This window comes from Pseudomonas sp. RW10S2 (genome assembly GCF_014268985.1).
In the GTDB taxonomy this organism is placed as follows: Bacteria; Pseudomonadota; Gammaproteobacteria; order Pseudomonadales; family Pseudomonadaceae; genus Aquipseudomonas; species Aquipseudomonas wayambapalatensis.
In genome coordinates, this window is record NZ_JABWRO010000018.1 from 1 (window position 1) to 26,513 (window position 26,513).

Annotated in this window: 30 protein-coding genes; 17 read left to right on the plus strand and 13 right to left on the minus strand. The window is 62.7% G+C overall.

The window, feature by feature from the left end; genetic code table 11:
* Together HU729_RS06250 and HU729_RS06255 are read right to left on the minus strand one after the other, a co-directional pair.
* Positions 1–759, minus strand: a 759-nt coding sequence (locus tag HU729_RS06250) for an AraC family transcriptional regulator (RefSeq protein ID WP_186709210.1), incomplete at its 3' end; no start/stop codon positions are given.
* A 52-nt stretch (positions 760–811) separates the two neighbouring features.
* Complete coding sequence (locus HU729_RS06255) at positions 812–1,645, minus strand: oxidoreductase (protein ID WP_186709116.1); 834 nt, start codon at positions 1,643–1,645, stop codon at positions 812–814.
* 371 nt (positions 1,646–2,016) lie between these two features.
* Here HU729_RS06255 and HU729_RS06260 point away from each other — a divergent pair, with 371 nt between their 5' ends.
* Positions 2,017–2,514: a hypothetical protein gene (locus tag HU729_RS06260; RefSeq protein WP_346655289.1), complete on the plus strand. Its 498-nt coding sequence runs from the start codon at positions 2,017–2,019 to the stop codon at positions 2,512–2,514.
* A gap of 56 nt (positions 2,515–2,570) precedes the next feature.
* Here HU729_RS06260 and HU729_RS06265 read toward each other — a convergent pair whose 3' ends face one another.
* Genes HU729_RS06265 through HU729_RS06280 form a run of 4 tightly spaced genes read right to left on the minus strand, consistent with a single transcriptional unit; the run spans position 2,571 to position 6,636 of the window.
* Positions 2,571–3,341, minus strand: a complete 771-nt coding sequence (locus tag HU729_RS06265) for a MetQ/NlpA family ABC transporter substrate-binding protein (RefSeq protein WP_186709119.1) — start codon at positions 3,339–3,341, stop codon at positions 2,571–2,573.
* Positions 3,342–3,367: 26 nt separating this feature from the next.
* Positions 3,368–4,033 (minus strand): methionine ABC transporter permease, encoded by a 666-nt coding sequence (locus HU729_RS06270; protein ID WP_186709122.1) that lies wholly within the window; start codon positions 4,031–4,033, stop codon positions 3,368–3,370.
* Positions 4,030–5,403, minus strand: a complete 1,374-nt coding sequence (locus tag HU729_RS06275) for an LLM class flavin-dependent oxidoreductase (RefSeq protein WP_186709125.1) — start codon at positions 5,401–5,403, stop codon at positions 4,030–4,032. The genes HU729_RS06270 and HU729_RS06275 overlap by 4 nt, the downstream gene beginning before the upstream one ends.
* 9 nt (positions 5,404–5,412) lie before the next feature.
* On the minus strand, positions 5,413–6,636 hold the full coding sequence (locus tag HU729_RS06280) for an SfnB family sulfur acquisition oxidoreductase (RefSeq protein WP_186709134.1): 1,224 nt from the start codon (positions 6,634–6,636) through the stop codon (positions 5,413–5,415).
* Between the two features lie 315 nt (positions 6,637–6,951).
* Between HU729_RS06280 and HU729_RS06285 the strand changes: the two genes are divergently transcribed.
* Together HU729_RS06285 and HU729_RS06290 are read left to right on the plus strand one after the other, a co-directional pair.
* Positions 6,952–7,758 carry a lipopolysaccharide biosynthesis protein gene (locus HU729_RS06285; RefSeq protein ID WP_186709140.1) on the plus strand — a complete coding sequence of 269 codons (807 nt, stop codon included), beginning with the start codon at positions 6,952–6,954 and terminating at the stop codon, positions 7,756–7,758.
* A gap of 83 nt (positions 7,759–7,841) precedes the next feature.
* Positions 7,842–8,339 (plus strand): methylated-DNA--[protein]-cysteine S-methyltransferase, encoded by a 498-nt coding sequence (locus tag HU729_RS06290; RefSeq protein WP_186664586.1) that lies wholly within the window; start codon positions 7,842–7,844, stop codon positions 8,337–8,339.
* 4 nt (positions 8,340–8,343) lie between these two features.
* Here the strand turns inward: HU729_RS06290 and HU729_RS06295 are convergent, their stop codons facing one another.
* The gene (locus HU729_RS06295) at positions 8,344–8,586 is read right to left on the minus strand and encodes a hypothetical protein (RefSeq protein WP_063544858.1); all 243 of its coding nucleotides are present in this window, start codon (positions 8,584–8,586) and stop codon (positions 8,344–8,346) included.
* 68 nt (positions 8,587–8,654) lie between these two features.
* Positions 8,655–9,167 (minus strand): DUF3016 domain-containing protein, encoded by a 513-nt coding sequence (locus tag HU729_RS06300; RefSeq protein ID WP_186709142.1) that lies wholly within the window; start codon positions 9,165–9,167, stop codon positions 8,655–8,657.
* A gap of 75 nt (positions 9,168–9,242) precedes the next feature.
* Between HU729_RS06300 and HU729_RS06305 the strand changes: the two genes are divergently transcribed.
* The 6 genes from HU729_RS06305 (at position 9,243) to HU729_RS06330 (ending at position 14,722) form a co-directional block, all read left to right on the plus strand.
* Complete coding sequence (locus HU729_RS06305) at positions 9,243–9,926, plus strand: metallophosphoesterase (protein WP_186709144.1); 684 nt, start codon at positions 9,243–9,245, stop codon at positions 9,924–9,926.
* Positions 9,927–10,045: 119 nt separating this feature from the next.
* Positions 10,046–11,152: a polyamine ABC transporter substrate-binding protein gene (locus tag HU729_RS06310; protein ID WP_186709146.1), complete on the plus strand. Its 1,107-nt coding sequence runs from the start codon at positions 10,046–10,048 to the stop codon at positions 11,150–11,152.
* Between the two features lie 34 nt (positions 11,153–11,186).
* A complete protein-coding gene (locus HU729_RS06315) occupies positions 11,187–12,599 on the plus strand; it encodes an aminotransferase (protein ID WP_186664592.1) in 1,413 nt (470 codons plus the stop codon).
* A complete protein-coding gene (locus HU729_RS06320; RefSeq protein WP_186709147.1) occupies positions 12,596–13,474 on the plus strand; it encodes a LuxR C-terminal-related transcriptional regulator in 879 nt (292 codons plus the stop codon). Before HU729_RS06315 ends, HU729_RS06320 begins: the two co-directional genes overlap by 4 nt.
* A gap of 144 nt (positions 13,475–13,618) precedes the next feature.
* Positions 13,619–14,494, plus strand: a complete 876-nt coding sequence (locus tag HU729_RS06325) for a DNA-binding protein (RefSeq protein WP_186709150.1) — start codon at positions 13,619–13,621, stop codon at positions 14,492–14,494.
* Positions 14,495–14,551: 57 nt separating this feature from the next.
* The gene (locus HU729_RS06330; RefSeq protein WP_177339335.1) at positions 14,552–14,722 is read left to right on the plus strand and encodes a DUF6021 family protein; all 171 of its coding nucleotides are present in this window, start codon (positions 14,552–14,554) and stop codon (positions 14,720–14,722) included.
* 64 nt (positions 14,723–14,786) lie between these two features.
* Here the strand turns inward: HU729_RS06330 and HU729_RS06335 are convergent, their stop codons facing one another.
* Positions 14,787–15,038 (minus strand): hypothetical protein, encoded by a 252-nt coding sequence (locus HU729_RS06335; RefSeq protein WP_186664596.1) that lies wholly within the window; start codon positions 15,036–15,038, stop codon positions 14,787–14,789.
* Positions 15,039–15,064: 26 nt separating this feature from the next.
* Positions 15,065–15,565 (minus strand): DUF4142 domain-containing protein, encoded by a 501-nt coding sequence (locus HU729_RS06340; protein ID WP_186664597.1) that lies wholly within the window; start codon positions 15,563–15,565, stop codon positions 15,065–15,067.
* A 183-nt stretch (positions 15,566–15,748) separates the two neighbouring features.
* On the opposite strand from HU729_RS06340, the gene HU729_RS06345 reads away from it, so the two are divergent.
* Genes HU729_RS06345 through dksA form a run of 3 tightly spaced genes read left to right on the plus strand, consistent with a single transcriptional unit; the run spans position 15,749 to position 18,083 of the window.
* A complete protein-coding gene (locus HU729_RS06345) occupies positions 15,749–16,309 on the plus strand; it encodes a carbonate dehydratase (protein WP_186664598.1) in 561 nt (186 codons plus the stop codon).
* A 2-nt stretch (positions 16,310–16,311) separates the two neighbouring features.
* Entirely contained in the window at positions 16,312–17,649 is a 1,338-nt protein-coding gene (locus HU729_RS06350) for a dihydroorotase (RefSeq protein ID WP_186709151.1), read from the plus strand.
* 26 nt (positions 17,650–17,675) lie between these two features.
* On the plus strand, positions 17,676–18,083 hold the full coding sequence (gene dksA / locus HU729_RS06355; RefSeq protein ID WP_186709155.1) for an RNA polymerase-binding protein DksA: 408 nt from the start codon (positions 17,676–17,678) through the stop codon (positions 18,081–18,083).
* Here the strand turns inward: dksA and HU729_RS06360 are convergent.
* Positions 18,080–18,793 (minus strand): MgtC/SapB family protein, encoded by a 714-nt coding sequence (locus tag HU729_RS06360; RefSeq protein ID WP_186664602.1) that lies wholly within the window; start codon positions 18,791–18,793, stop codon positions 18,080–18,082. The genes dksA and HU729_RS06360 overlap by 4 nt on opposite strands.
* Before the next feature lie 426 nt (positions 18,794–19,219).
* On the opposite strand from HU729_RS06360, the gene HU729_RS06365 reads away from it, so the two are divergent.
* A complete protein-coding gene (locus HU729_RS06365) occupies positions 19,220–19,684 on the plus strand; it encodes a sterol desaturase family protein (RefSeq protein WP_186709156.1) in 465 nt (154 codons plus the stop codon).
* A gap of 12 nt (positions 19,685–19,696) precedes the next feature.
* On the opposite strand, the gene HU729_RS06370 is transcribed toward HU729_RS06365, so the two are convergent.
* Positions 19,697–20,590 (minus strand): bile acid:sodium symporter family protein, encoded by an 894-nt coding sequence (locus HU729_RS06370; RefSeq protein ID WP_186709158.1) that lies wholly within the window; start codon positions 20,588–20,590, stop codon positions 19,697–19,699.
* A 185-nt stretch (positions 20,591–20,775) separates the two neighbouring features.
* On the opposite strand from HU729_RS06370, the gene HU729_RS06375 reads away from it, so the two are divergent.
* The 4 genes from HU729_RS06375 (at position 20,776) to HU729_RS06390 (ending at position 24,249) form a co-directional block, all read left to right on the plus strand.
* Positions 20,776–21,654 (plus strand): Dyp-type peroxidase, encoded by an 879-nt coding sequence (locus HU729_RS06375; protein ID WP_186664605.1) that lies wholly within the window; start codon positions 20,776–20,778, stop codon positions 21,652–21,654.
* Between the two features lie 83 nt (positions 21,655–21,737).
* Positions 21,738–22,646, plus strand: a complete 909-nt coding sequence (locus tag HU729_RS06380) for an aldo/keto reductase (protein WP_186709160.1) — start codon at positions 21,738–21,740, stop codon at positions 22,644–22,646.
* A 4-nt stretch (positions 22,647–22,650) separates the two neighbouring features.
* Positions 22,651–23,928: an MFS transporter gene (locus HU729_RS06385; protein ID WP_186709162.1), complete on the plus strand. Its 1,278-nt coding sequence runs from the start codon at positions 22,651–22,653 to the stop codon at positions 23,926–23,928.
* Positions 23,929–24,084: 156 nt separating this feature from the next.
* Positions 24,085–24,249 (plus strand): KGG domain-containing protein, encoded by a 165-nt coding sequence (locus HU729_RS06390; protein ID WP_186664609.1) that lies wholly within the window; start codon positions 24,085–24,087, stop codon positions 24,247–24,249.
* Between the two features lie 176 nt (positions 24,250–24,425).
* Here the strand turns inward: HU729_RS06390 and HU729_RS06395 are convergent, their stop codons facing one another.
* Entirely contained in the window at positions 24,426–26,426 is a 2,001-nt protein-coding gene (locus tag HU729_RS06395) for a U32 family peptidase (protein WP_186709164.1), read from the minus strand.
* Positions 26,427–26,513 lie beyond the last annotated feature (87 nt).

Genomic DNA, 26,513 nt, shown 5'->3' on the forward strand with positions numbered 1-26,513 from the left:
GGCGGCTGCCGATGCGCTCAAGGCGTCGTGCAGCATCAGCAGCCGGGCCTGGTGCAGACGGGCCGACTTCAGGTACTGCATGGGCGAGGTGTTGGTCACGCTGCGAAAGTGTCGATGGAAACTGGGCACGCTCATGCTGGCCTCGCGGGCCAGCGACTCGACGTCCAGATGCTCCCGGTAGCGGCTGTGAATGGTGCGCAGTGCGCGGGTCACCTTGGCGAAATGGCCGTGCCGACTCAAGGCTGCACGCAGCGAGCCGCCCTGGGCGCCAGAGAGGATGCGGTAGTAGATTTCACGCACCAGCGCCGGGCCGAGGATCTGCGCGTCGCTCGCGATGGTCATGGCTTCAAGAAAGCGCAGTGTCGTGGTCTGCAGCGCATCGTCCATGGGCGAGGCGTACATGCCCCGCGGCGGTTCGCTGCTGCTGCCCAGCAGTTCGTCCACCTGCAAGGTCAGCTCGCTGGCCAGTTGCAGGTCCAGGCGTATATAGATGGCCAGCATCGGCTCGTCTTCGCTGGCATCGGTTTCCATGGTGAAGGGCACAGGAACCGACACCACCAGGTAGTGCCGAGCGTCGTACACATACACCTCGTCACCCAGGTAGCCGCGCTTGCAGCCTTGGCAGAGGATAACGATGCCGGGCTCGTAAAGCACCGGCACATGGCTCAGCGGCCGGTTCGAGCGCAGGAAGCGTACGTCTTGCAGCGCGCTGAGGTTATAGCCTTCCATCGGCGCGAGCTGCGTGAGCAACTGCACCATGCGCGCACAGCGGGTATCGGTCTGTGTCACTGCCCGGTCCTCTGCCTGGCGCTCAACCATCGGTCGAGCAGGTCAGGTCTTGCCATTGATCGATCTCCTGGCTCATGCGCTGCAGCTTGTCGCGCACCAGGCCCAGTGCGTCACTGCCCAGTAGCAGGTGGTCGGGCGGACTGGGGCTGGCGATGACCTGCAGGATCGCCTGGGCTGCCTTGCGCGGGTCGCCCAGCTGCTTGCCGCTCTTGTCCTGGCGTGCCTTGCGGATGGGGTCGAAGCGCTGGTCGTAGTCGGCGATGCTGCGTGGCGAACGCTGCATGGAACGACCGGCCCAGTCGGTACGGAACGAACCCGGCGCCACCGCAGTAACGGCGATGCCGAACGGGCGCAGTTCCTGGCTCAGGGTATCGGAAATGCCCTCCAGTGCGAACTTGCTCGAGCAGTAGTAGGCAATGCCCGGCATCGTGAGGGTGCCGCCCATGGAGGTGATGTTGATGATGTGGCCGGCCCGGCGCTGGCGAAAGTAGGGGACGAATGCCTTGGTGACGGCAACGGCGCCGAACACATTGACCTCGAACTGCCGGCGCATCTCTTCCAGCGGGGATTCCTCGAAAATCCCTTCATGGCCGTAGCCGGCGTTGTTCACCAGCACATCGACGGGGCCGTGAAGCGCCTGCACCTGTGCAACCACAGCGTCTATGCGGGCGAAGTCGGTGACATCGAGGATCACCCCGTGGGCGCGTTCGCTGTTCAGGGCCTGAAACGCTGTCAACGCGCTGTCGTTGCGTACGGTGCCGATGACGCGATGTCGGGCAGCGAGCGCCGCCTCGGCCAGGGCACTGCCGAAACCACTGCTGACGCCGGTAATGAAGAGAGTCTTGCTGTCGCTCATGATCGCGATCCTGGGTAGGGAGTACGCGAGCATGCTAGGTGGATTGGCTGATCGTCCCTATGCCGGGGGCTCTTGAAACCTTGCCCGTTTCTATCAAAAGCGAGCGTGGTGATAACCGCCAGGGATGCTGCAGGCAAAGAAAAGCCCGCTGGGGAGGGCGGGCGAAGTATTTCACGGATGTGGAGCAACTGTGCCAGCCGCGACGTGAAAATGTCGTGAAGGGGGTGTCAAAAAAATACCTACAACGGGCAGGAAACCAGTTTTGGGAAAGCACCTACTGCCAATGGCTATTTAGATGACATGCATCGCTAAAGCGCACCTAGAGAATCCCTTCTTGGTCAATGTCGATCAGCGTCTAGAGGAACGATTCCGTGTGCTTTCAAAAAACCAGAACCATGGGGGTGCTTCTGGCGCTCCTGGCGCTGCAGGGTTGCGCCAGTATCATCAGTGACTCCAAGTATCCGGTGAGTGTCACGAGCAGCCCGGCGGGTGCTAATTTCGAGGTGATCAACAAATCAGGGATGGTCGTTCATCGCGGCAGCACGCCTGCGGTGGTGACGCTGATGTCGGGGGAGGGTTATTTTCGTGGCCAAACCTACACGTTGCGTTTCATGAAAGAGGGGTACCCAGATCGACAGGTCGAACTCGACTCGAGTGTGGACGGTTGGTACTGGGCGAACATCTTGTTTGGCGGTGCTATCGGCATGCTGATCGTCGATCCGCTGACCGGTGCGATGTACAAGTTGCCGGACGGGGTCTCGGCTGATCTGGGGCAGCCGGTGGCGGAGGCGGCGCAGGGCGCGCTTCGGATCGTCTCGATCAATGACCTTGATCCCGCGCAGCGCGCCCAGCTTGTTTCCCTTCAATAAGGGGCGGTTGGACGGGGTGCAGAGAAGGCGGCATGCCCTGCACCCACATTGCGCTGTCAGAAGCCAGGTGCGATCTGCCCTTTGTAGCGGGTCAGGATGAATTGACGCACTTCAGGGGAGTTCAGCGCCTTGGCCAGCTTCTGGATGCCGGGATCCTGCAGGTTGTCCGGGCGCGCCACCAGGTATTCCACGTACAGATCCTTGCCTTTTTCGACAATCAGCGCGCTGCGGGTATCGATCCCTGCCTCCAGCGCGTAGTTGGCGAATACGAATGCCAGGTCCACCTGGTTCACCGAACGCGCCAGCATTGCGCCTTCCAGCTCGCGGATCCTCAGCTTGTGCGGGTTGGCGACGATGTCGCGCTGGGTCGACTGTGGGTTGCTGGGGGCCTTGAGTTCAATCAATCCGGCCTCGGCCAACAGCACCAGGGCACGGCCCGTGTTCACCGGATCATTGGGAATGGCCACGCTGGCACCGTCTGGCAGTTCCGCGAGGCTCTTGTACTTGGCCGAATAGGCACCGAATGGCTCGATGTGCACACCGACCACCGGCACCAGGTCGGTGTGTCGAGTCTTGTTGAAGTCGTCGAGGAAGGGCCGGTACTGGTAGTAGTTGGCGTCCAGGTTCTTCTGTGCAAGCTGCAGGTTGGGCTGGATGAAGTCATTGAACACCTTGATGTCCAGGTCGACACCTTCCTTGGCCAGGACCGGTTTGACGAACTCGAGGATCTCGGCGTGGGGAACGGGTGTGGCGCCGACGACCAGGTGCTCGTTGGCCTGAACGTTGAGGGCGATGACGGCAGCCAGGGTGGCGAGGATTTTCTTCATGGGAATGCTCCGAAAAAGGTCGGGAATCAACGTCGGGTGAAGTGTCTGACGAGGCGATCGCCACTCATCTGCAGGGCCTGAACCAGCAGGATCAACAGCAGTACCGTGACGACCATCACATCGGTCTGGAAGCGTTGGTACCCAAAACGGATGGCCAGGTCACCGAGGCCACCACCACCGATCACACCGGCCATCGCCGTGTAGTCGACCAGCACGATGGCGGTGACGGTGACTGCGGCGATCAGCCCGGTACGGGCCTCGGGCAACAAGGTATGGCGGATGATCTGCCAGGTGCTACCGCCCATGGCCTGGGTAGCCTCGACCACACCTCGGTCGACTTCGCGCAGGGCAGTCTCCACCAGGCGCGCGAAGAACGGTGTACAGCCCACCACCAGTGGTGGAATGGTGCCGCGCACACCGAGTGACGTGCCGACAACCAATGTGGTCAGGGGGATCAGCACGATCAGCAGAATGATGAACGGCAACGAGCGCAGCACGTTGACCACGACCGACATGGCCCGATATGCGGGCGCATTGGCCAGTAACTGGCGTTGCCCGGTGAGAAACAGCAGCACACCCAACGGCAGCCCCAACGCTACGGTAAAGCCCAGCGCCGTGCCGAGCATGCTCAGGGTCTCGAGGCAAGCGAGGCCGATTTCACCCCAGTCCAGATTGGCCAACAGCGCATTCATCGCCCACGCTCCTGGCGCAGCGCAGCCACCGGATGGGGCGCACGCAGGCGATCACCCTGGCCGAACAGCTTGTTGCGCAGGCTGCCTTCGGCATACTCGCGCTTGAACAGGCCGCGCGCCTGCAGTTCGGGGACCAACAGATCGACCACGGCAACGAAGGTTTCCGGTACGACCACGCTGGACAGGTTGAAGCCATCCACGTCAGTGTCTTCGACCCAGGCCTGCAACTGGTCGGCGACGGTCGTGGGCGACCCGACCAACAGCGGGCCGTCGCCGCCCAGGCAGCAATATTCGGCGATCTCGGCAACGGTCCAGGTCCGTGTCGGGTCGGCGCGGGTGAAGCCCTCGACTACCGACTGGATGGCTTCGCTGGGCACCTCGCGCAGGATCTGGTCGGGGCTGTAGGCGGCAAAGTCGATGCCTGTCCAACCCGACATCAGCGAGAGCGAACCACTGGCACTGGCGTACTCACGGTACTCGCGCAGACGGGCCTGCGCGGCCTCGTCGGTTTCGGCGACGATCACCGTGAGCTGTTCAAGGATCAGGATATCGGAGCCCTTGCGCCCGGCAGCGACCGCTGCGGCACGCAGATCGGCAACCTGCTTCTTCAGCACGGTCTTGCTCGGTGCTGCAACAAACACGCATTCGGCGTTGGCTGCGGCAAAGGCCCGCCCCCGGCTGGATGCACCGGCCTGGTAGAGCACCGGTGTGCGCTGTGGTGACGGGGCGCTGAGGTGAAAGCCTGGAACCTTGAAGTAGGTGCCGTCATGGTCGATGCCGTGGACCTTGGCCGGGTCGGTGTAGACACCGCTGGCACGGTCGGCGCGCACGGCATCCTCCTCCCAACTGGTTTCCCACAGCTTGTAGCAGACCTGCAGGTATTCCTCGGCCAGGGCGTAGCGCTGGTCGTGGCTCATCTGCTCGGGCTGGCCGAGGTTGCGTGCCCCGCTGGACAGGTAGGAAGTGACGATGTTCCAGCCGGCACGGCCCTGGGTCAGGTGATCGAGGGTGCTCATGCGCCGGGCGAAAGGAAAGGGGTGTTCGAACGACACCGAGGCGGTCACGCCAAACCCCAGATGCCGGGTGGCTGCGGCCATTGCCGGTACCAATTGCAGCGGGTCGTTCAGCGGCACCTGGGCACCGCTGCGCAGCGCTTCATCGGCATTGCCGGCGTAGACGTCATAGACACCCAGCACATCGGCGAGGAACAGGCCGTCGATGCAGCCCCGCTCGAGGGTCTGGGCCAGTTCGATCCAGTAATGGATATCGGTGTAGCGCGTCGCCTGGTCGCGCGGATGGCGCCACAGCCCAGGCGACAGGTGCCCGACCGTGTTCATGGCAAAGGCATTGAGACGGATCTGCTTGGTCATGGCGCAGCCTCAGTTCCAGTCGTGGCGGGTGGGGCGGACACCGTTCAGGGCCCAGTTACCGACCAGGTGATATTTCCAGCGCACGGGGTCGTGCAGGGTATGCACGCGGGCATTGCGCCAGTGCCGGTCGAAGTTGTGCTGCAGCAGCGAGGAGCGGGTCCCGCCCAGTTCGAACAGGCGGTTGCTGGCCTCAATCGACACCTCGGTAGTCAGCACCTTGGCCTTGGCCACCGCCACCGAAGCGGCGGCGACGTTGTCGTCGTTCGGCGCGGGCTTGGCGGTATCCAGCACCTTGCCGGCACGCTCGAGCAGGGCCTCGGCGGCTTCCTGGCGGATCTCCAGGGAGCCGATCTGGATGATGGTGAGCGGATCCTCACTGGCTTTTTCGACACCGGCATCGATCCACGGACGGGCATGTTCGCGAACAAAGGCGATGGTGTCGTCCAGCGCCGCGCGGCCGATGCCGGCGTCAATTGCCGCAGTGGTCAGCTGGGCGAAGGGGCCGGCGAGTGTAGGGTGCTCGTAGGAGCGGTAGCTGGGGAACAGGTTGAATGCAGGCACGCGCAATCCGTCTAGCAGCACGGTGCCGCTGGAGGTGGTGCGCTGGCCCATGCTGTTCCAGTCGTCGACGACCACCAACCCAGGAGTGCCACGTGGCACAAAGGCCAGTTGTGCCCGGTCCTGTTCGTCCAGGGCCAGTACGCCGATCCAATGGGCATAGAGCGAGCCGGTGCAGTAGCCCTTGCGGCCGTCGATACGGTAGCCGTCAGCTTCGGCGACCAGGCGGGTACGGATGTCCTGGACGGTCTTGCCACCGGTTTCAGACAGTGCGTTGGCAAAGCGATGGCCTTTGAGTACCAGGTCGAAGAAGAGGCGGTGCTGCTCTTCGGTGCCTTGCAGGCGGATGTCTTCGAGCAGGCAGTAGTGGTTTTGCGGAATCTGTCCAAGCGACGGGTCGGCAGCCGAGACGATGGCGATCACCCGCGCCAGGGTGGCGAAGGATACTTCGGCACCACCATAGGCACGAGGCACAGTGATGCCCCACAGACCGCTGTTGGAATAGGCATCGACCACATCAGCCGGGACTTCTCGGCGCCGGTCACGCTCGGCGGCGCCTTCACGCAGCAGCGCGGCGACCTGATGGGCAACGGCGATGGCTTCTGCATCGTCGCGGATGACATGGGCATCCGGCTGGCGGATGTCGTAGGAGGCAGAAACGGCAGGCGTGGACATGGGTTCCTCGGGATACTGTGCGTGTACACAGATCACTGGAGCAGAAACCGTGCCAGCGAATTTATCTCAATAAAATCAGTAGCTTGGTGGATTTTATCGAACGAGGTGTCGCCCCTTGGGCAATCAGCTGTTGGCCAGCTGTTGCTGAGCAGACAGTTGCCAGGGAGACATATCGCTGTACCTGCCGCCCCGCGACGCAGCATCGCTCGAAGGCAAAATGCTATCCCGACGTGTCTATGTAAGGGTTTTGTAAAAAACCATTTAAGAATTGTGAACAACTGTATCCTGAATTGACCTACACCATTGGCCAGACCCATGAACCAACTTCCGTCGCAGCCTGAGGCTGCACGCGGGGCGTTCTCCAGCTTTGAGGCGTGTCGCAATTCCCAGAAAGGCCCTGTGGTGATCCTGGCGTCAGGCGCGTCAGCGAAAGATTTCCCGCTCGAAGATTTTGCCAGCGTCCCGATCATCGCCATGAATGGCTCGATTTCGATGCTGGTGGGCACGGATATGCGCCCATTCTTCTACATTTGCACCGACAAGGACTTCTGCAACCAGCAACCCGAGCTTTTTGCCATGGCGTTGCACTGCAGCCCCCGATTGGCACTGTGGCCGGAGCAGTTCGACCTGTTCGACCTGCCTGACGACACCGAGCGCTACCCGCTGCTCAAGGCCCTGGACCCAACGTTCAGTGAATGGCTGGGGCTCGGGGATGGCCGCTATGCCCGCAACCGCACGCTGTGGAGCAAGCGGGCGCGTTCGATCGGTTTCAGCAGGAACCTCTCATACGGTTTCTTCGATGCCCGGACCGTGGCTTTTGTAGCCCTGCAACTGGCTTACCACCTGGGTTTCGACGATGTGCTACTGGTCGGCGTGGATCTGGACCAGTCGGCAGGGCGCTTTTACGAGACGTCCGGTGGCAAGCGCTCGCCCTGCGGCCTCGACCAGCACTGGGACAGTCGTATCCTGCCGTCACTGACCCTGATGGCGCACCAGGTGATGGGCGAGCGTTTCCGCGTTCATAACCTCTCGGCCCGCTCACGCATCCCCCCGGCGTTGATCCCCAGGATCGACCTGCAGCAGGCCCGTGCCCTCGCGGCCCGAGCGACGGCCGTGGCGTGAGCATTACACGTCAAGAAAGCGGATGCAGCGCCATCGGGCGATAGGTAGAGTGCCGGGGTCGTCAGCCTGTATCAGGAGTTGCCATGTCCAGCACCTTCACTCTCATGCCATCGCCAGTTGGCACCCTGACACTGGTCGCCCGTGGCGAATGCCTGGCCGCCGTGCTGTGGGAAGAGGAGCGTGCCAACCGGGTGCGCCTTGGCGAACTGCACCGTGATGACCAGGCGCCAGTGCTGCGGGAAACTGCCCATCAGTTGGGTGAGTATTTTGCCGGTCAACGCCAGCGCTTCGAGTTGCCCCTGGACTTCGATGGCACTGAATTCCAGCGCCAGGTCTGGGCGGCGCTGCTGACCATTCCTTTCGGCCAGACCCGCAGCTACAGCGATATCGCCCGACAGATCGGCAACCCCGCGGCGGTACGCGCGGTAGGGGCAGCCAATGGCCGCAACCCGATCTCGATCATCGCACCCTGCCATCGGGTGATCGGTGCCTCGGGCGGCCTTACAGGCTTTGCCGGCGGGTTGCCTGCCAAGCAGTACCTGCTGGCGCTTGAGGGCAGGCAGAGCCTGTCGCTGTTCTGAGCGCTCAGCTCAACCACCACGCCAACGCGCACAGCACCAGCGCGAGCACCGAGCCTGCGAACAGGCTGTAGTGCCGCTGCGCCCGTCGGGCATGGCGTTCGACCTCACGCAGGTACTGGCCGGGTGTCGGCGCATCCGGGCGATGGCGCAACCCTTCGGCGATGTCTGCCAGCCTGCCGCGGATCAGCAAACCAACCAGGTAGTAGCAGGAGGCATAGCTGGCGAATGCCAGCAGCAGGTACTTCACGGGGATCCTTCCTTGGGTGATACAAAGGGAGAGGATACCCTCAGCCGCTCGCAACTAACCAGCAAAACTCAGGACGCCGGCCGTGCAGCGAAGCGCTGGCGGAACCAGTCATCGAGCATGGCCTTCTCGGCATACAGGCGATCGCTGCTGCCCACGCGGCCTGGGCGGCTCAGGTACATCTTGTCGCTGACGCGTTCCTCGGCCTTGCGCTCGGGCTGGCCGGGTTGAACGAGGGTGTAGCTCAGGTCGATGGTCGGCCAGGTGATTTCGCGCATGAAACGTACGTTATAGGCCTGACTGTTCCAGGGTTCGTAACGGCCGGCCAGATCGATGTCGCGGATGTCGATGTGTAATCGCTGGCCGGGCTGAAGGTAGCGCTGGCCAAGTTTTTCCAGGTGCCGGGTGAGTGCCTTCATCACTTCTGGGTCGGCGCCGCGCTCATAGCCGGGGCTGTTCAGGCTGGCATCGCGGAATTTTTCCGGGTGATCGAAGCTGACCTGGACCTGCGCGGGCGGGATGCCTTGTGCCATGCTGTCGTATGCCAGCACCAGCAGTGCAGCGCAGGCTAGGGTAGAGCGCATGATGCACCTCCGCGACGGGCTCGTTGTCTCGCCATTCTACGCCTGGTGCCGGCGACACAGCAGAGGAATGATGTAATGGCGCGTTTTCGGCAGCTAGCTACCAACGACAAAGGGCGGGACTTGGCGGTCGGCGATATCCACGGGCACTTCCAACGCCTGCAGGCCGCGCTCGAGCAGGCGGCATTCGATCCCGAGGTCGATCGGCTGTTCAGTGTCGGTGACCTGGTCGACCGGGGCCCGACCAGCGAAGAGGCCCTGAACTGGCTGGCGCATCCCTGGTTTCATGCGGTGCAGGGCAATCACGAAGCATTGGCCATCAGCCACTATCGCGGTGGCCGTGTTGATCTGGACATGTACCGTGCGGCGGGCGGGGGCTGGTTTCTCGACTTGCCCAAGGCTGAGCAGGCGCGCTTCGTCGAGCAGTTCGAACGCCTGCCGGTCGCGCTCGAAGTACAGACTGCCTGCGGGTTGGTCGGCATGCTGCATGCAGACAGTCCGTTCGCCGACTGGGCTGAGCTGCGCGCCTGCCTGCAGACTCGGGACGACCCTGCCGTGCGCGAGGTCTGCCAATGGTCGCGCCGGCGCCTGAAGAGCGCCGATAGCGGACCCATCCAAGGGCTGCGTGCGCTGCTGGTCGGGCACACCCCGGTGCTCACGCACAAAGTATTGGGCAACGTGTGGCACCTGGATACCGGTGGCTGGAGCAGCGGTTTTTTCAGCCTGCTGGATATCGGCACGCTGACGCTGATCAACGAGTGACACATCTGCGACCTTCCCAAAAACGACCACCCACACATTCGGGGTATGTCTGCAGCCAGCCAGACCTCCCATAGTGACCCCATCGGCTCAATCCGGAGCAGTCACACGATGGAGTTGCTATGCGCAAGGCACTGAAGGTGATTGGCGGTCTGTTGCTGGTGTCCTCGACGGCACTGGTGCAGGCAGCGGCAGAGGGGGACAGCAGCAACACGCTCAGGCTGTACAACTGGACTGACTACATCGGTGAAACCACCTTGGCCGACTTCGAAAAGGCCACCGGTATCAAAGTCGTTTACGACACCTTCGATGGCTATGAAACGGTCCAGACCAAACTGCTCACCGGCCGCTCCGGCTACGACCTGGTCATGCTCAATGCGTCGCTGGTACCGCCGCTGATCCAGGCCGGCGTATTCCAGGCCCTGGACAAACAGCAACTGCCCAGTTGGCACAACCTCGACGAGCAGGTGGTCAGCAACCTGCAAGGTTACGACCCTGGCCTGAAGTACTCGGCGCCCTTTACCTGGGGCAGCTCCGGCGTTACCTACAACGTCGACAAGATCAAGGCGCGCATGCCCGACGCACCGATCGGCTCGCTGGCCATGTTGTTCGACCCGGCCATTGTTTCGCGCTTCGCCGATTGCGGGGTGACTTTGATGGACGCCCCCACCGAAGTGATTCCACTGGCCCTGCAGTACCTGGGCAAGGATCCGCGCAGCGCCGCACCTGCGGACCTCAAGGCTGCCGAACAGCTGCTGCTGGGCATCCGCCCCTATATCCGCAAGTTCGACTCGGTCAACTACCTGACTAGCCTGCCCAACGGCGACGTGTGCCTGGCTCTGACCTGGTCGGGTGACTACGCCACCGCCCAGGCGCGTGCGGTGGAGGCGAAGAAGGCTATCAAGCTGGCGTTCTTCATTCCCAAGGAAGGCTCGCTGATCTGGTTCGACAACCTCTACATCCCCAAGGATGCGCCGCACGTCAGCAACGCCCATCGCTTCATCGAGTTCCTGCTGCAGCCACAGACCATGGCCAAGGTGACCAACTTCATCCACTACGCCAACAGCAATGCCGCGGCCACCGCCCTGGTACAGGCCGATATCCGCCAGGACCCGGCGATCTACCCGGACGCCCAGACCCGCGAACGGCTGTTCGCGCAAAAGACCCAGACACCCAAGGACATGCGTGCGATCACGCGGGTCTGGAGCACGGTCAAGACCGGTTTCTGAACATTTTCGAACGATCCTCGCCAAGGAGCTGCCCATGGCCACTTCAAGCAACGCATTCGCTATCGCCAACGATCCATTGGTGGAAGCCGACAAGGCCCATTACATGCACGGTTATCATATGTTCGACGAGCATCGCCAACAGGGCGCGCTGAACATCATCGAAGGCGAAGGCGCCTACATCCGCGATACCCAAGGCAACCGCTTCCTCGATGCCGTTGGCGGCATGTGGTGCACCAACATTGGCCTGGGGCGCGAGGAAATGGCCTTGGCCATTGCCGACCAGGTGCGCAAGCTTGCCTATTCGAACCCGTTCTCGGACATGGCCAACGACGTGGCCATCGAGCTGTGCCGCAAGCTTGCGCAACTGGCACCGGGCGACCTGGACCATGTCTTCCTCACCACAGGTGGGTCTACTGCCGTGGACACCGCCTACCGGCTGATCCAGTACTACCAGAACTGCCGCGGCAAGCCGGGCAAGAAACACATCATCGCCCGCTACAATGCCTACCATGGCTCGACCACCCTGACCATGCAGATCGGCAACAAGGCCGCCGACCGGGTGCCTGAGTTCGACTACGCCCACGACCTGATCCACCACATCTCCAACCCCAACCCGTACCGCGCCCCGGACAACATGGACGAGGCCGAATTCCTCGATTTTCTGGTCGCCGAGTTCGAAGACAAGATTCTCTCCCTGGGCGCCGACAACGTTGCCGCCTTCTTCGCCGAACCGATCATGGGTTCGGGCGGAGTGATCATCCCACCCAAGGGATACTTCGCGCGCATGTGGCAGCTGTGCCAGACCTACGACATCCTGTTCGTCGCCGACGAAGTAGTGACTTCGTTCGGGCGCCTGGGCACCTTCTTTGCCAGCGAAGAACTGTTCGGCGTAACCCCAGACATCATCACCACAGCCAAGGGTCTGACCTCTGCCTACCTGCCGTTGGGTGCGTGCATCTTCTCCGAGCGCATCTGGCAGGTGATCGCCGAGCCGGGCAAGGGGCGCTGTTTTACCCACGGTTTCACCTACAGCGGCCATCCGGTGTGTTGCACGGCAGCACTGAAGAACATCGAGATCATCGAGCGCGAAAACCTGCTGGCCCACGTCAACGAGGTCGGCAGCTACCTGGAGCAGCGCCTGCAAACCTTGCGTGACCTGCCGCTGGTGGGCGATGTGCGCTGCCTCAAGCTGATGGCCTGTGTCGAATTCGTCGCCGACAAGGCAAGCAAGGCACTGTTCGACGATGCGATCAACATCGGTGAGCGCATCCATAGCAAAGCCCAGGCCAAAGGCCTGCTGGTACGGCCGATCATGCACTTGAACGTGATGTCGCCGCCGCTGATCGTCACCCGCGCCCAGGTTGACGAGATCGTCGAAACCCTGCGCCAGTGCATCCTCGAAACCGCGCGCGAGCTCACGGCGCAAGGGTTGTACCAGGGGCGATGAGCAGCCTGCAGCGGGCTGTGCGTGGGCGTGTCCGGCAGGCTAGACTGCCGGGCATGACCCAGGCCTCTCCCGACACACCGATTGCCCTTACCCTCGGCGCGCTGCAGCAGTGGCATGCGGCGCTGCAAAGTGCGTTGGCCCATAGCGAATCACCGCAGGCCCTGCAGTATCTGGCCAGGGCGCTGGGCCAGCTGGTGGCGGTCGAGTCGATGATGATCAGCGTCGAAAGCCAGGGACAGGCGCCGCGCCTGTTGTACCAGCAAGGCATTCCCGATGCCCATCGCGATGCCGTGCTCAACCGCTATTTCGCCGCCGGTTACCTGCTCGATCCTTTCTGCCTCGCGGTGCAGAGCGGGCTGGCTGAAGGTTTCTATCACCTGCAGGACATCGCGCCGGACAACTTCTTCGACAGTGACTACTACAAGGCCTATTACCTGGGCACTGGCTGCAGCGAAGACAGCTACTACATCGCCGACCTCAGCGATGGCCGCAAACTCTCCCTCAGCCTGTTCCAGGGCTGCAGCGGCACACGACTGAGCGCGCAACAGATCGACCTGTTGCGTGCGGTCGAACCGATGGTGCGCGACCTGCTGGGCCGTTATGCACGGCATAACCTCGAACCCGGTGTCGCGACGCTGGAGCATGCAAGTCTGCAGGCTGCGTTCGACAGCTTCGGCTGCCAGGTGCTGACGGACCGCGAACGGGAAGTCGCGCACATGATCCTGCGCGGGCATTCGGTAAAGTCCACGGCGCAGGACCTCGGCATTTCGCCTGAAACCGTACGCATGCATCGCAAGAACCTCTATCTGAAGCTGGGCATCAACTCTCAGTCTGAGCTGTTCGCTCGCTTTATCGATTGGCTGCGCCAGGGCTAGGGCCAACCCGGGTTCCTGGTTCACGCGAGCTCAATCGGCTCTCCAGCACATTTCGTACAGAGCCTAAGAATCTACTGGGAAAATCTAAGGTTCTAGTATGTAATTACAGCCTACATACCACGGTACGAAATCGTAGGAGCAAGCATGGCCCGGGGCGGCATCGACAAGGCGGCAGTACAGCAGGCACGGCAGGCGCTGATCGCCCGGGGCGAGCATCCGAGTATCGATGCGGTACGCATCGAGCTGGGCAACACCGGCTCGAAAACCACCATTCATCGCTACATGAAGGAGCTCGAGGCGCTGCAACCGCTGGCAGATAAACACTCACCGGCGCTCAGCGACACGTTGGGGCGTTTCGTCGGCCAACTGGCCGAGCAGTTGCGCGAGGAAGGGGAGGCGCGTATTCGCGACGCGCAGGCCGAATTCGATAAACAGCGCGAACAGTTGCAGGCGCAGTTGCAACTCGCCCAACAGGCGCTCGCTGCTGCTCACCAGCAACAACAGATTCAGGCCAGCGCCCTTGCGGCCGAGTCGGAAAGGCTCGAAACGGCGCTGACCACCCTGCAGGCCGAGCAACTGCGCAGCGCCAGCCTCAACCAGTCCCTGGGCGAACTGCAGCTCAGGCTGGCCGACAAGGACGAGCAGTTGCAGCAGTCGCAAGGGGAGTTGCGTCAGTTGCAGCAGGACGCGATCGCCCGCCAGGAACAACTGACACACCTGCACCGTGAGAATGAGCGCCTGCTGACCGAATGCCGACAGGCCAGCGCCCAGCACAAACAACTCGACGAACAATTGGAGCAGCGCGATGCCCAGGTTCAAGGGCTGCGCTCGATCCTGGCCCAGGCGCAGGGGGCGAGCGAGGAGGTGCGTCGGCAGTTGGACGGCGAGCGTCAGGCGCTGGTGGGTCAGCGTGACATCTGCGCCGAACAGATGCGCCTGATCGAGCGTCTGCAGGATCGTCTGATACAGAGCGAGGCACGCTGTGCGCAGCTGGAGTCCAGGCAAAGGGCGCGTAGATGAATCAAACTTCGCCAGGCCCGCGCTTTCTTCTGTAGACACCGTTACGGAGAACGCACTATGAGCGAACAGAAACGTCCACACCCCGCGCAAGGGCCTCACTCATCCGACAAGGCGTCCAGCAAGCAGGATCTGGGTTTTGATCCGGACTCCCCCGACCTGGAGGATCCGCAAGTCGACCCGCAAGGTCCGGCAAAGCCACCCCGTGATCACGAGAAGAAAGGTAAGTGATCGAGTCATGACCTTCTGGGCGTGCGCACGCGGCAGCACGTGCCGCGCCCGCAGGCCCGATGGTTCAGTTGTCGAGCTGGCGCGCTGCGTCTACGCCGGCACTGGACAACTTGATTGGATAACGCACGCTGATCTGGTGATCGGCATCGACATTGACGCTGCCATCATGGATCAAGCCGGCCTCCTGAAGCGTCTTGAGCATTCCGGCCACCGCCTTTTCGCCGCGGTAGTTGTCCAGCACTTCCTTGCCCAGGCCTTCAGGGTGGGCGTGCAGTAGCCGAGTCAGTACTTCGGCGCGCAGAGCATCATTACTCATATCAAGCCTCTCTGGTTACCTGTGGATCACTTGCCGTGCTTGGCCTGAAGCTGTTTGGCGTGCTCCAGGTGCTTCTCGAGGGTGGGCAGGGTCTCGCTGGCGAAAGCCTTGAGCTGCGGCTTGTCGGACGATGCGGCTTCCTTCTTGAACAGCTCCACGGCTTTCTCGTGGGCATCGACCTGATTGTTGACATAGGACTTGTCGAACGACTCGTCGCGCCATTCCAGGATCATCTTCTTGACCTTGTCGGTGAGCGCAGCCTCGTCAGGCACGCTGATATCCAGCTTGCGGGCGATATCACCGAGTTTCTGGTTGGCCTGGGTGTGACCGGTGACCATCTGCTGGGCAAAGGTCTTGATCTCCGCGTCCTTGCTCTTTTCCAGCGCCAGGTTGCCGGTTACGACTTCAGCGATACCTGCCTCGGTCGCCGCATCGACGAAGTCGTCGGAGGAAGCGGCCATCACCTGCACCGAGACAAGGCCCATGGCCATGCACAGACCGGCTCGCTTGAGGAACAGAGTATTCATGTGTCTCTCCTTGTCCGTGGTCGCGACATCGGTGTCGCAAACGGTTGAGCGCCGGTCGGCGGCGAAAGTTTGAAATTTCTCACCGGCGTCATGCTCTGCGGGAGAGGAATGAGGGGAGGGGGTTGCAAGTAAACTGTTATAACGTAACATTTGCTGAAATCAGCTTGTCTCAGGAAACCTACCGTGATCCGCAGAAACCCCTCCGGCCACCTCCCACAGATCGCCGAATCAGCCTACATCGACAAGACCGCGATCATCTGCGGCAAGGTCATCATCAAGGACCATGTGTTCGTCGGCCCCTACGCGGTCATCCGCGCCGACGAGGTGGACGCCACCGGGGACATGGAGCCGATCGTCATCGGCGCCAACTCCAACATTCAGGATGGTGTGGTCATTCACTCCAAGTCCGGAGCGGCGGTGAGCATCGGCGAGTACACCTCCATCGCCCACCGCTCCATCGTGCATGGCCCCTGCGTGGTCGGCGATCGGGTGTTCATCGGCTTCAACAGCGTGCTGTTCAATTGCCGCGTGGGTGATGGCAGCGTCGTGCGTCACAACTCGGTGGTCGACGGTCGCGACCTGCCAGAGCGCTTCTACGTACCGCCCACCGAACATATCGGCCCGCACACCGATCTCGATCGCTACCCACCCGTCAGCGTGTCGGCCTCGGAGTTCTCCGAGGATGTCGCCCGCACCAACATCGACCTGGTCCAGGGCTACAAGGCCCTGCAGAACGAGTTCTGATCATGGCCGACCTGCTGATACGCAACGCACGGCTGGTCAACGAAGGGCGCGAGTTCGAGGCTGACCTGCTGGTCGCCCGTGGGCGCATCGACAAGATCGCCGCGAGCATCGAAGGCGTGCGCGCTAAGGTCGAGATCGATGCGCAAGGGCAATGGTTGCTGCCGGGCATGATCGATGACCAGGTGCACTTTCGCGAACCCGGGGCAGGGCACAAAGGGAGCATTGCCAGTGAGTCGCGGGCTGCGGTGGCGGGTGGCATCACCAGCTTCATGGACATGCCCAACACCGACCCGCCAACCCTCACCACTGCGGCGCTGGCCGACAAGAAACGCCGCGCCGCGGCCAGCTCGCAGGCCAACTACGGTTTTCACTTCGGCGTCAGTCGCGACAACCTGGACACCATCGCCGCGCTCGATCCGCGTGAAGTCGCTGGGGTCAAGGTGTTCATGGGCGCGTCCACCGGCAACATGCTGGTGGACGACCCGCAGGTGCTCGAGCGGCTGTTCATCTACTGCCCGACCATCCTGCTGGCCCACTGTGAGCACACCCCGAGCATCCTGGCCAACGAGGCGCTGTGGCGTGAGCGCCATGGCGAATTCATTCCTGCGGCCGCTCACCCGCTGATTCGCGATGCCGAAGCCTGCTATCGCTCCTCGTCGATGGCCGTGGACATGGCCAGGCGTTTCGGTACACGCCTGCACGTACTGCACCTGACCACCGCGCGCGAACTGGCGCTGTTCGCCGCTGGCCCGGTACGCGACAAGCACATCACCGCCGAGGTCTGCCTGCACCACCTGCTGTTCGACGACAGTGACTACGCGCAGCTCGGCCATCTGATCAAATGCAATCCGGCCATCAAGACCCGTGCCGACCGTGACGCACTGCGCCAGGCGCTGGCCGGCGATGTGATCGACGTGATCGGAACCGATCATGCCCCGCATACGCTCGAGGAAAAGCGGCGAGTCTATGGCCGTGCGCCCTCGGGACTGCCGTTGGTGCAGCATGCCTTGCCGGCAGCGCTGGAGCTGGTCAGCGAGGGTGTGCTGAGCCTGACCCAGTTGGTCGACAAGACCAGCCACGCAGTGGCCCGCCTGTTCGCCATACGCGAGCGCGGTTTTCTGCGCGAAGGTTACTGGGCGGACCTGGCGCTGGTCGAGCGCCTGGCGCAACCGCGCCCGGTCGCCGATGATCCGATCCTGGCCCACTGCGGCTGGACACCTTTTCAGCATCGACACCTGCAGCATGTGGTGCGTACCACCGTGGTATCCGGCCAGCTGGCCTGGCACCAAGGCCAGGTGCAGCCACGCTGCCAGGGCCTGCCGCTGATGTTCGATCGATGACTCCTTTATTGCACGAGTGTGCCCCCATGACTGAAGAAGACTTGCTCCGCCAGCCGGCCGAGGCCTACATGAACGAGCCCCAGCGCCAGTACTTTCGTAACTTGTTGCTGGGGCAGCGGGTGGAGTTGCAGGAGCGCATAGAGCAGGACTTCCAGGCGTTGCGCGAGCAGGAAGTGCACAGCGACCCGGCCGATCTTGGCAGTGCCGAGGAGGAGCGGCACTGGCAGTTGCGCACCCTTGAGCGAGAGAAGCGCCTGCTGGACAAGATCGACCAGGCGTTGGAGCGCCTGGCCAAGGGGGATTACGGCTGGTGTGAGGAAACCGGCGAGCCGATCGGCCTGCGCCGCCTGCTGCTGCGTCCGACCGCGACCCTGTGCATAGAAGCCAAGGAGCGGCAGGAACTCAGGGAACGGCATTTGCGCGATGATGCCTAGTCGACCACCACGGGCTGGGCGTAAAGCTGCCAGCGCACTGAACTGACGCCTTTCTCCAGGCTCACCCGGCTCACCAGGCGCTCCAGTTGTGCAGGCGCCTGTGGCGTGCCCAGCAGTTCGGCGCGCACCTCCAGGCGCAGCGGGTCGTGCAGGTCTTCGCTGTGCAGCGACTGCAGGCGCAGGCCCGGGTCACTGAGGCTGTGCAGCATCAGGCTGCGCACCTGGATCTCGTCTTCTGCCCGGCAGACGATGCGCACCTCGAAGCGTTGCTCGACTTCACTGGCGGGCACGACGTCCTGGCGGTCCAGGCGCTGGGCGATGTCGCGCAGCAGGATGTTGGCACACAGCACCACCAGGCTGCCCAGGGTTGCCTCCAGCAACAGCCCCAGGCTGCACAGCACACCGATGGCCGCGGTGCACCAGAGCGTGGCAGCGGTGTTCAGGCCGCGCACGTTGAAACCATCGCGCATGATCACGCCACCACCGAGAAAGCCGATGCCGGACACGACATACGCGGCGATGCGCGAGGCGTCGCTGGGTTCCATGCCGGGTACCGCCTGGGTCATCAGCACGAACAGGCAGGCACCGGTGCTGACCAGCGCATTGGTGCGAAGGCCGGTCAGGCGCTGGCGCAGTTGACGTTCGGCACCGATCAGGGCGCCGAGTACGAGGGCCACGCTGACGCGCAGCAGAAATACTTTCCAATCCATAGCAAACCTCTTTCCACGGGCAACGGCCCGCACATGCGCCACTGGCAAATGTGACGCCAATAAAATGAATGAGCGCGCAGGACCACTACACTCGCCGGCAAGCGCTGGCTGAGCGGGGAAAGAAGAGGGGAAATCTGCCTTCGCAGGCGAGATGGACCGCCGTCTACCGTATTCGGCAAGACAGCGGCAGGAATGCTGCCGGACTAGCTTGCCGTGTGGACCTGTCGCAATCGACTGGGGCTACTGTCCAATGCAGGACTCCTGTAGGGGATGCATAAGTGCGTCGCGGACCTTACGCCTACAGTTGCGCAGAATCAAGGGCGAATTCATGACAATTGCTTCATTGCCGAAACCTCCTACCGTTTCCGGTGCGTTCATCAGCGGTGGTAACCTTGGCGCCTTTCACCATACACGCCGGACTGTCCCATGCTGTTCAACATCGCCGTGCTGCTCGCCACCCTGGTGGCCATGGAGGGTGTCGGCACACTGGCCCACAAGTACGTCATGCACGGCTGGGGCTGGTGGCTGCACCGCTCGCACCATGAGCCGCACCTGGGTGTGCTCGAGACCAATGACCTCTACCTGGTGGCACTGGCCCTGATCGCCGCTGGCCTGATGGCCCTGGGCAAGGCCGGCTACGTGCCCCTGCAGTGGGTCGGTGGAGGTGTCGCGGGCTATGGCGTGCTGTACGTGGTGGCCCACGACGGTTTCTTCCATCGGCACTGGCCGCGTAAACCCAAACCCATGCAGCGCTACCTCAAACGCCTGTACCGGGCGCATCGGCTTCATCACGCGGTGAAAGGGCGCGAAGGTAGCGTGTCGTTCGGCTTCTTCTACGCGCCGCCGCTGCGCGAGCTCAAGCGCCAGTTGCGCGCGCGGCGGGGCGACTGAGTCGCGCAGGTTTCAATTCGTGGTTTCCTGCACGGCAATGGCCTCTTTGTGCCCTCGACTCACCCACCAGCCAAAGGCTGCAGCTGTGAAGAACATGATCAGGCTGTAGATCGCTGCCGGCACGGCCATGGTGGGGTTGTTCAGCAGGCTGGGACTCAACGCCAGCGCGATGGCCAAGGTGCCGTTGTGAATGCCGATCTCCATGCCGATGGCGATCGCCTGGCGTTTCGGGATGCGCAACAGGCGTGGCACCCAATACCCCAGCCCCAGGCTGATCACGTTGAACAACAGCGCGGCGACACCCACCACCGGCGCGTACTCCATCACTGTCTGCCAGTCCTTGGCCAGTGCCAAAACGATGGTGAAGGCCAGGAACAACGCCGCTACCAGCTTCATCGGTTTCTCCATCCGCGCGGCAAAGCCCGGTGCGTAGCGGCGGATCAGCATGCCCAGGCCCACGGGCAGCAGGACGATGGCAAACACCTGCATGACCTTGGCAAATTGCAGCGGGATGGCCTGGTCCGACTCCATGAAGTAGATCAGCGACAGGTTGACCAGCAGTGGCATGGTGAGGATGGCGATCAGCGAGTTGACCGCCGTCAGCGTGATGTTCAGTGCCACGTCGCCATGTGCCAGGTGGCTGAACAGGTTCGCGGTAGTCCCGCCCGGCGATGCGGCCAAGAGCATCAGGCCCACTGCCAGCGCGGCCTCCAGGCCAAACCCGTTGGCGATCAGGAAGCAGATGAACGGCAGCAACAGAATCTGACAGGCCAGGCCGACCAGCACGGGCTTGGGATATTTCACCACTCGGGCGAAGTCGGCGAGGGTCAGCGACAACCCCAGGCCTAGCATGATGATGCCCAGGGCGATGGGCAGGAAGGCTGTCAGCAAGGGGGAGGCGGTCATCGGCATGCTCGTGGGTGAAGGATTCCGGACAGTGTAGGCAGGCTCCATCGATCAGCTAATCGCAAAGTGCCGGCCTTTGGTAACTGATTGTTTCTGGATGAGCCACACCTCGCCGCGACCTGACGCGTTGCGATGGGCTGCCGAGCACAGTAGGATTCGCGCTTTTGCCGAAGGATTAGCTCGTCATGTCGTTCCAGCAAGGTCTGCTCGCCACTCCGGTGCCGGCCCACGCCCGTCACCTGTTCTTTGCCCTGCATACGGGGGAGGCGTTGCCTGCCGTTCTGGATGCCTTGTTGCAGCAAGTCGACGGCCACAGCCTGATCCTGGCCGTCGGCGCGCCGCTGGCCAAGGCACTGGGGCGCGATGTCCCGGGCTTGCGCAGTTTCCCGCAGCTGGACGCAGCGGTCGAAAATCCGGCCACCCAGCATGCCCTGTGGCTCTGGCTGCGTGATGACGCGCGTGGTGATCTGTTCCTGCGTGCCCAAGCCCTGGAGCAGGCCCTGGCGCCGGCTTTCACACTGGTCGACAGTGTCGATGGTTTTCTGCACCACGGCGGACACGACCTGACCGGCTATGAAGACGGCACCGAAAACCCGCGGGACAACGATGCTGTCGACGCAGCCATCGTGGCGGGCGAGCAAGCGGGCCTGGCAGGTTCCAGTTTCGCTGCGTTCCAGCTGTGGAAACACGATCTCAACTACTTCAAGTCGCTGCCTCAGCCAGAGCAGGATGACATCATTGGCCGTCGCCTGAGCGACAACGAGGAGCTGGAAGACGCGCCGGAGTCGGCCCACGTCAAGCGTACCGCGCAGGAAAGCTATGACCCCGGGGCCTTCATGGTGCGCCGTTCGGTGGCCTGGGCCGACAACCGTGGCGCAGGGCTGGCCTTCGTTGCCCTGGGCCGCTCGTTCGATGCCTTCGAAGTCCAGCTGCGGCGCATGAGTGGCCTGGAAGATGGCGTGGTCGATGCCTTGTACCGCTTCAGCCGACCACTGACCGGCGGCTACTACTGGTGCCCGCCAATGGGGGCTGAAGGCCTGGACCTGCGCCTGTTGCTCGGTTAAATATCCCGATACAGAATCGCTGCGCATCGCAGGGTCGAGCGACTAGCCTTGAAGGTTTCCCCCTGTAAACGGGAGCCTTCTTCATGTACGCACGTCGCGATGTCCTGCGTGCCAGCGCCGCGCTTGGCGCACTGGCCCTGAGCCCTTGGCTGCGCGCCGAGTCCGGCAGCGGCCTGCTGACCCGCAAGATCCCCGCCACCGGTGAGGCCTTGCCGGTCATCGGTGCCGGCACTTCCGGCAGTTTCGAGGTCCAGGCCGACTCTGCCCAGTACCAACAGCTCAAGCTTGTGCTCGAGGCGTTCTTCAAAGGCGGCGGCAAGGTCATCGACACCTCGCCCAACTACGGCGGTGCCGACGCCATTCTCGGCCAGTTGCTGGAGGAGGGCGGCTGGCACCGTCAGTGTTTCATCGCCACCAAGATCGCTGCCGACAGCCGGGAAGGGGCCGAACGGCAATGGGTGCAAAGCCTTTCCAGCCTGCGCACCGACAAGGTCGACTTGCTGCAGATCCACAACCTGCGCGACTGGCAGACCCAGCTACCCTATGCCCGGGAGTTGAAGCAGCAAGGCAAGACGCGCTATGTGGGCATCACTCACTATCTCAACAGTGGGCAGGATGAGGTGGCGCGCATCGTGCGCAGCGAGCCGCTGGACTTCATCCAGATCAACTACTCGGTGAACGCTCCGGATGCCGCGCGCGAGCTGCTGCCGCTGTGCCAGGACAAAGGCGTCGCGGTGCTGGTCAACCGTGCTTTCGACGATGGCCGGCTGTTCGCCCGGGTCAAGGATCAGGCATTGCCATCTTGGGCGGGCGAGGCGGGTATCGGCAGTTGGGCGCAGCTGTTCCTGAAGTTCGCCATCAGTCACCCGGCGGTGACCACGGTAATTCCTGCGACCGGCCGCCCGGACCGTCAGCTTGACCAGCTCAAGGCTGGCAGCGGGCCGTTGCTGAGCGAAGCCCAGCGCCAGGCGCTCATCAGGCAATTTGCCTGACGCCATGAGCGACTTGCGGCGGCGCCTGGACCAGAGCCTCAACATCCAGCCCGGCGAAGGCCCGGCAGTGGTCGCAGGCCTTGCGCTGTTCTACCTGCTGTTCACGGGGTATTTCATGCTGCGCCCCGTCCGCGAAACCATGGGCGTGGCAGGAGGTGTGGACAATCTGCAATGGCTGTTCACCGGCACCTTCATTGCGACCCTGGCCTGCCTGCCGCTATTCGGCTGGCTCGCTTCACGGGTGAAGCGGCGGCGCATCCTGCCGTGGACCTACGCCTTCTTTACCAGCAACCTGCTGTTGTTTGCTGTGCTCTTTGCCCGTGATCCAGATGACCTCTGGAATGCACGGGCTTTTTATATCTGGCTGTCGGTGTTCAACCTGCTGGCCATCTCCCTGGCCTGGAGCGTACTGGCAGACCTGTTTTCCAGCGAGCAGGGCAAGCGCCTGTTCGGCCTGCTGGCGGCGGGTGCAAGCCTTGGCGGCCTGAGCGGGCCGATTCTTGGCACTCTGCTGGTTTCTCCCCTCGGGCACGCGGGTTTGTTGGTGCTGGCGGGCGTCTGCCTGCTTGGCAGCATAGGCGCTGCTCTGTACCTGCAACACTGGCGTGAGCTGAATCCGCTGCCGACCAGCACCGCGCATCCGAGCTCTCGGCCGCTGGGCGGGAATCCGTTTTCCGGCGCCACCGCCGTGCTGCAGTCGCCCTACCTGCTGAGTATCGCGTTGTTCGTCATACTGCTGGCCAGCGTCAGCACCTTCCTGTATTTCGAGCAGGCCCGTATCGTCAGCGAGACGTTCAGCGACCGTGCACGGCAGACACAAGTCTTTGGCCTGATCGACACAGTCGTGCAAACGCTGGCGATACTCACCCAGGTCTTTCTCACCGGACGCCTGGCCCGGCGCCTGGGTGTCGCTGTGTTACTGGTGGGCGTGCCACTGGTGATGGCGGTCGGTTTCATCTGGCTGGCGTTGGCGCCGGTATTTGCGGTGTTTGTCTTTGTGATGGTCATGCGTCGTGCAGGTGAGTACGCCCTGGTTCGCCCGGGGCGCGAGATGCTCTTCACCGTTTTGCCCGCCGACGAGAAATACAAAGCCAAGAACTTTATCGACACCGTGGTCTACCGCGGCGGCGATGCCTTGAGCGGTTGGGTCAAGCGCGGCCTGGACCTGCTGGGCGAGCATCCGCAGTTGGCCATGTCGATCGGCGCCATCCTCGCGCTTGGCTGGGGCGTTACCGGCGCCTGGCTGGGCCGTCGCCAGCGTAGCCTCGAAAACGCTCCGTAACTCAAAGGACCTCGCGCCAAATACAGCGCCGCTGCACCTTTAGCGCCACCGGTCTGCCAGATCGGTAATAAACCGAATCCCCTGCTGCTGCGATGCTCCGAACTGATGTACGGCAAACGCCCGTGCATATCCCACAGCCACAAGAGGTGCAAGACCATGGCCAATAACCAGAACAAGACTGGCAGTCAGGGTGGTACCAAAAATCCTGGCAACTTCGCCAACGACCGGGAAAAAGCGTCCGAAGCCGGTCGCAAAGGCGGCCAGCAGTCCGGTGGCAACAAGCAGAACGACGACATGGGCCGCAAGGGCGGCCGCTCGTAAGTGATGCTGCGCGGTGCCGGGGTAGCTCGGCACCGCAACAGTAGGCTGAGGCAAGAATTTCGGGTTTGTACCCGTAGTTATTTTCCGGATCAATCTGCGCTCGTGCGCGGCAGGCAGGCAATCCTTGCCTGCCTCGAAACTTCACCGGGAGGCGGAGGCAGCAGTCGTGCTCGGCCTCAGTGCGGCGCGCGCACGATGGTCTTGAGCAGGTCTTCCGGGCTGATGTGCCCAACCACCTGGCTCACCGCGCTGCCTGGGGTTGGCAGGTCGATGATGTGGTCTTTCATCCGGCCGACCACGTGCATTTCGCACGGCTTGCAGTCGAATTTCAGGGTCAGCACTTCGTCGCCATGAATCAGCTGCATTGGCGCGACCTTGGTGCGTACACCGGTAACGCCCTTGGCCTGCTTGGGACACAGGTTGAAGGAGAAGCGCAGGCAGTGCTTGGTGATCATCACCGGCACCTCGCCGTGCTCCTCGTGGGCCTCGAACGCTGCATCGATCAACTTCACCCCATGGCGATGATAGAAGTCACGGGCTTTCTGGTTATAGACGTTGGCCAGGAACGACAGGTGCGCTTCGGGATAGACCGGGGGAGGCGTGGTCTCGGCCTTGCGGCTACCGCGCGGGTGCGCCTTGACCCGTGCCTCGGTGAGCATTTCGATAGCCTCACGACGCAGGGCCTTGAGTTGCGAGTTGGGGATGAAGTACGCCTGCGGGGCATCGAGCTCGATGGCCTCGGCGTGGTACTGGGTGGTGCCTAGTTGGCCCAGCAGGTCGTGCAACTGATCCAGCGCCTGCTGCGGTTTGTTGGCCGCGCCGAACGGGCCGTCCAGGGCAACCTGCACGGTGACGCCTTCCTCGCTGGTGACACTCAGCGCCAGGCGTTGCTCGGTCAGCACGACATGCCACTGAACCGCGACGCGGCGCTCGGACGAGGTGCGTTGCAGCGCCTGCTGCCAGTTATGGTCAAGGTTGCGCGACAGTGGGTGATTCGGCCGCAGCTTGTGCAAGCCTTCGGGCATCTCGTTGGGTTCGACGCGATAACGGTAGCGTGTCTGGCCATCGTCCTCGAACTCGCCACGTGGCTCGGCGATGTTGGCCCGGAAGCCCACCACTTCACGCTTGACCAGCACGTTCAAGCCGTCACCGTTGGTCAGCGGTACCTCGGTGACCACCATCAGGTCACGCTTGCCGACCTTTTCCACCACACCCACTGGCAAGCCGGTGAAGGTGGGCGAATCGAAGGCACCGATGTCGATCTTGCGGTCGCTGACGAAGTAGTCGGTGCTGCCGCGGTGGAAGGTCTTGTCCGGGTCGGGTAGGAAGAAGTGCTGGGTACGACCGCTCGATGCGCGGGCCAGGTCCGGGCGATCTTCGAGAATCGCATCCAGCTCCTTGCGGTAGTGGGCGGTGATGTTCTTCACATAGCCCATGTCCTTGTAGCGGCCTTCGATCTTGAATGAGCGCACGCCGGCGTCGACCAGGTCACGCAGGTTGGCGGTCTGGTTGTTGTCCTTCATCGACAGCAGGTGCTTCTCGAAGGCAACCACCCGGCCCTGATCGTCCTTGAGGGTGTAGGGCAGGCGACAGGCCTGGGAGCAATCACCGCGGTTGGCGCTGCGGCCGGTCTGGGCGTGGGAAATGTTGCATTGGCCGGAGAAGGCCACGCACAACGCGCCGTGGATGAAGAACTCGATGGCAGCATCGGTCTCGGCGGCGATGGCGCGGATCTGCTGCAGGTTCAGTTCACGGGCCAGCACCAACTGGGAGAAGCCGGCCTGGTCGAGGAATCTGGCGCGCTCTAGGGTGCGAATGTCGGTCTGTGTACTGGCGTGCAACTCGATCGGTGGGATGTCCAGCTCCATCACCCCCAGGTCCTGGACGATCAATGCATCGACACCGGCGTCGTACAGCTGGTGGATCAGCTTGCGTGCAGGCTCCAGCTCGTTGTCGTGGAGGATGGTATTGATCGTGGTGAAGACCCGCGCGTGGTAGCGCCGGGCGAACTCCACCAACTCGGCGATATCGCTGACCTCGTTGCACGCGTTGTGCCGCGCGCCGAAGCTCGGTCCGCCGATATAGATGGCGTCGGCGCCATGCAGAATGGCCTCGCGGGCGATGGCCACATCGCGGGCAGGGCTGAGCAGTTCCAGGTGATTCTTTGGAAGGGACATGTCGTTATAGGTTCGTGCTGTCACGGTTTAGGGCGGCATTGTAGCGATGAATTGCCGCGCAGGCACCCGTGACGTTCCAGGCGGGCA

Coding starts and splice junctions, on each gene's coding strand:
- HU729_RS06290 (WP_186664586.1), top strand. CDS start 7,842: ATGTCCAGCACCTTCACTCTCATGCCATCGCCAGTTGGCACCCTGACA.
- HU729_RS06305 (WP_186709144.1), top strand. CDS start 9,243: ATGGCGCGTTTTCGGCAGCTAGCTACCAACGACAAAGGGCGGGACTTG.
- HU729_RS06300 (WP_186709142.1), bottom strand. CDS start 9,167: ATGCGCTCTACCCTAGCCTGCGCTGCACTGCTGGTGCTGGCATACGAC.
- HU729_RS06280 (WP_186709134.1), bottom strand. CDS start 6,636: ATGTCCACGCCTGCCGTTTCTGCCTCCTACGACATCCGCCAGCCGGAT.
- HU729_RS06390 (WP_186664609.1), top strand. CDS start 24,085: ATGGCCAATAACCAGAACAAGACTGGCAGTCAGGGTGGTACCAAAAAT.
- HU729_RS06350 (WP_186709151.1), top strand. CDS start 16,312: ATGGCCGACCTGCTGATACGCAACGCACGGCTGGTCAACGAAGGGCGC.
- HU729_RS06385 (WP_186709162.1), top strand. CDS start 22,651: ATGAGCGACTTGCGGCGGCGCCTGGACCAGAGCCTCAACATCCAGCCC.
- HU729_RS06395 (WP_186709164.1), bottom strand. CDS start 26,426: ATGTCCCTTCCAAAGAATCACCTGGAACTGCTCAGCCCTGCCCGCGAT.
- HU729_RS06255 (WP_186709116.1), bottom strand. CDS start 1,645: ATGAGCGACAGCAAGACTCTCTTCATTACCGGCGTCAGCAGTGGTTTC.
- HU729_RS06330 (WP_177339335.1), top strand. CDS start 14,552: ATGAGCGAACAGAAACGTCCACACCCCGCGCAAGGGCCTCACTCATCC.
- dksA (WP_186709155.1), top strand. CDS start 17,676: ATGACTGAAGAAGACTTGCTCCGCCAGCCGGCCGAGGCCTACATGAAC.
- HU729_RS06285 (WP_186709140.1), top strand. CDS start 6,952: ATGAACCAACTTCCGTCGCAGCCTGAGGCTGCACGCGGGGCGTTCTCC.
- HU729_RS06365 (WP_186709156.1), top strand. CDS start 19,220: ATGCTGTTCAACATCGCCGTGCTGCTCGCCACCCTGGTGGCCATGGAG.
- HU729_RS06340 (WP_186664597.1), bottom strand. CDS start 15,565: ATGAATACTCTGTTCCTCAAGCGAGCCGGTCTGTGCATGGCCATGGGC.
- HU729_RS06380 (WP_186709160.1), top strand. CDS start 21,738: ATGTACGCACGTCGCGATGTCCTGCGTGCCAGCGCCGCGCTTGGCGCA.
- HU729_RS06335 (WP_186664596.1), bottom strand. CDS start 15,038: ATGAGTAATGATGCTCTGCGCGCCGAAGTACTGACTCGGCTACTGCAC.
- HU729_RS06315 (WP_186664592.1), top strand. CDS start 11,187: ATGGCCACTTCAAGCAACGCATTCGCTATCGCCAACGATCCATTGGTG.
- HU729_RS06310 (WP_186709146.1), top strand. CDS start 10,046: ATGCGCAAGGCACTGAAGGTGATTGGCGGTCTGTTGCTGGTGTCCTCG.
- HU729_RS06320 (WP_186709147.1), top strand. CDS start 12,596: ATGAGCAGCCTGCAGCGGGCTGTGCGTGGGCGTGTCCGGCAGGCTAGA.
- HU729_RS06370 (WP_186709158.1), bottom strand. CDS start 20,590: ATGACCGCCTCCCCCTTGCTGACAGCCTTCCTGCCCATCGCCCTGGGC.
- HU729_RS06360 (WP_186664602.1), bottom strand. CDS start 18,793: ATGGATTGGAAAGTATTTCTGCTGCGCGTCAGCGTGGCCCTCGTACTC.
- HU729_RS06265 (WP_186709119.1), bottom strand. CDS start 3,341: ATGAAGAAAATCCTCGCCACCCTGGCTGCCGTCATCGCCCTCAACGTT.
- HU729_RS06325 (WP_186709150.1), top strand. CDS start 13,619: ATGGCCCGGGGCGGCATCGACAAGGCGGCAGTACAGCAGGCACGGCAG.
- HU729_RS06375 (WP_186664605.1), top strand. CDS start 20,776: ATGTCGTTCCAGCAAGGTCTGCTCGCCACTCCGGTGCCGGCCCACGCC.
- HU729_RS06275 (WP_186709125.1), bottom strand. CDS start 5,403: ATGACCAAGCAGATCCGTCTCAATGCCTTTGCCATGAACACGGTCGGG.
- HU729_RS06270 (WP_186709122.1), bottom strand. CDS start 4,033: ATGAATGCGCTGTTGGCCAATCTGGACTGGGGTGAAATCGGCCTCGCT.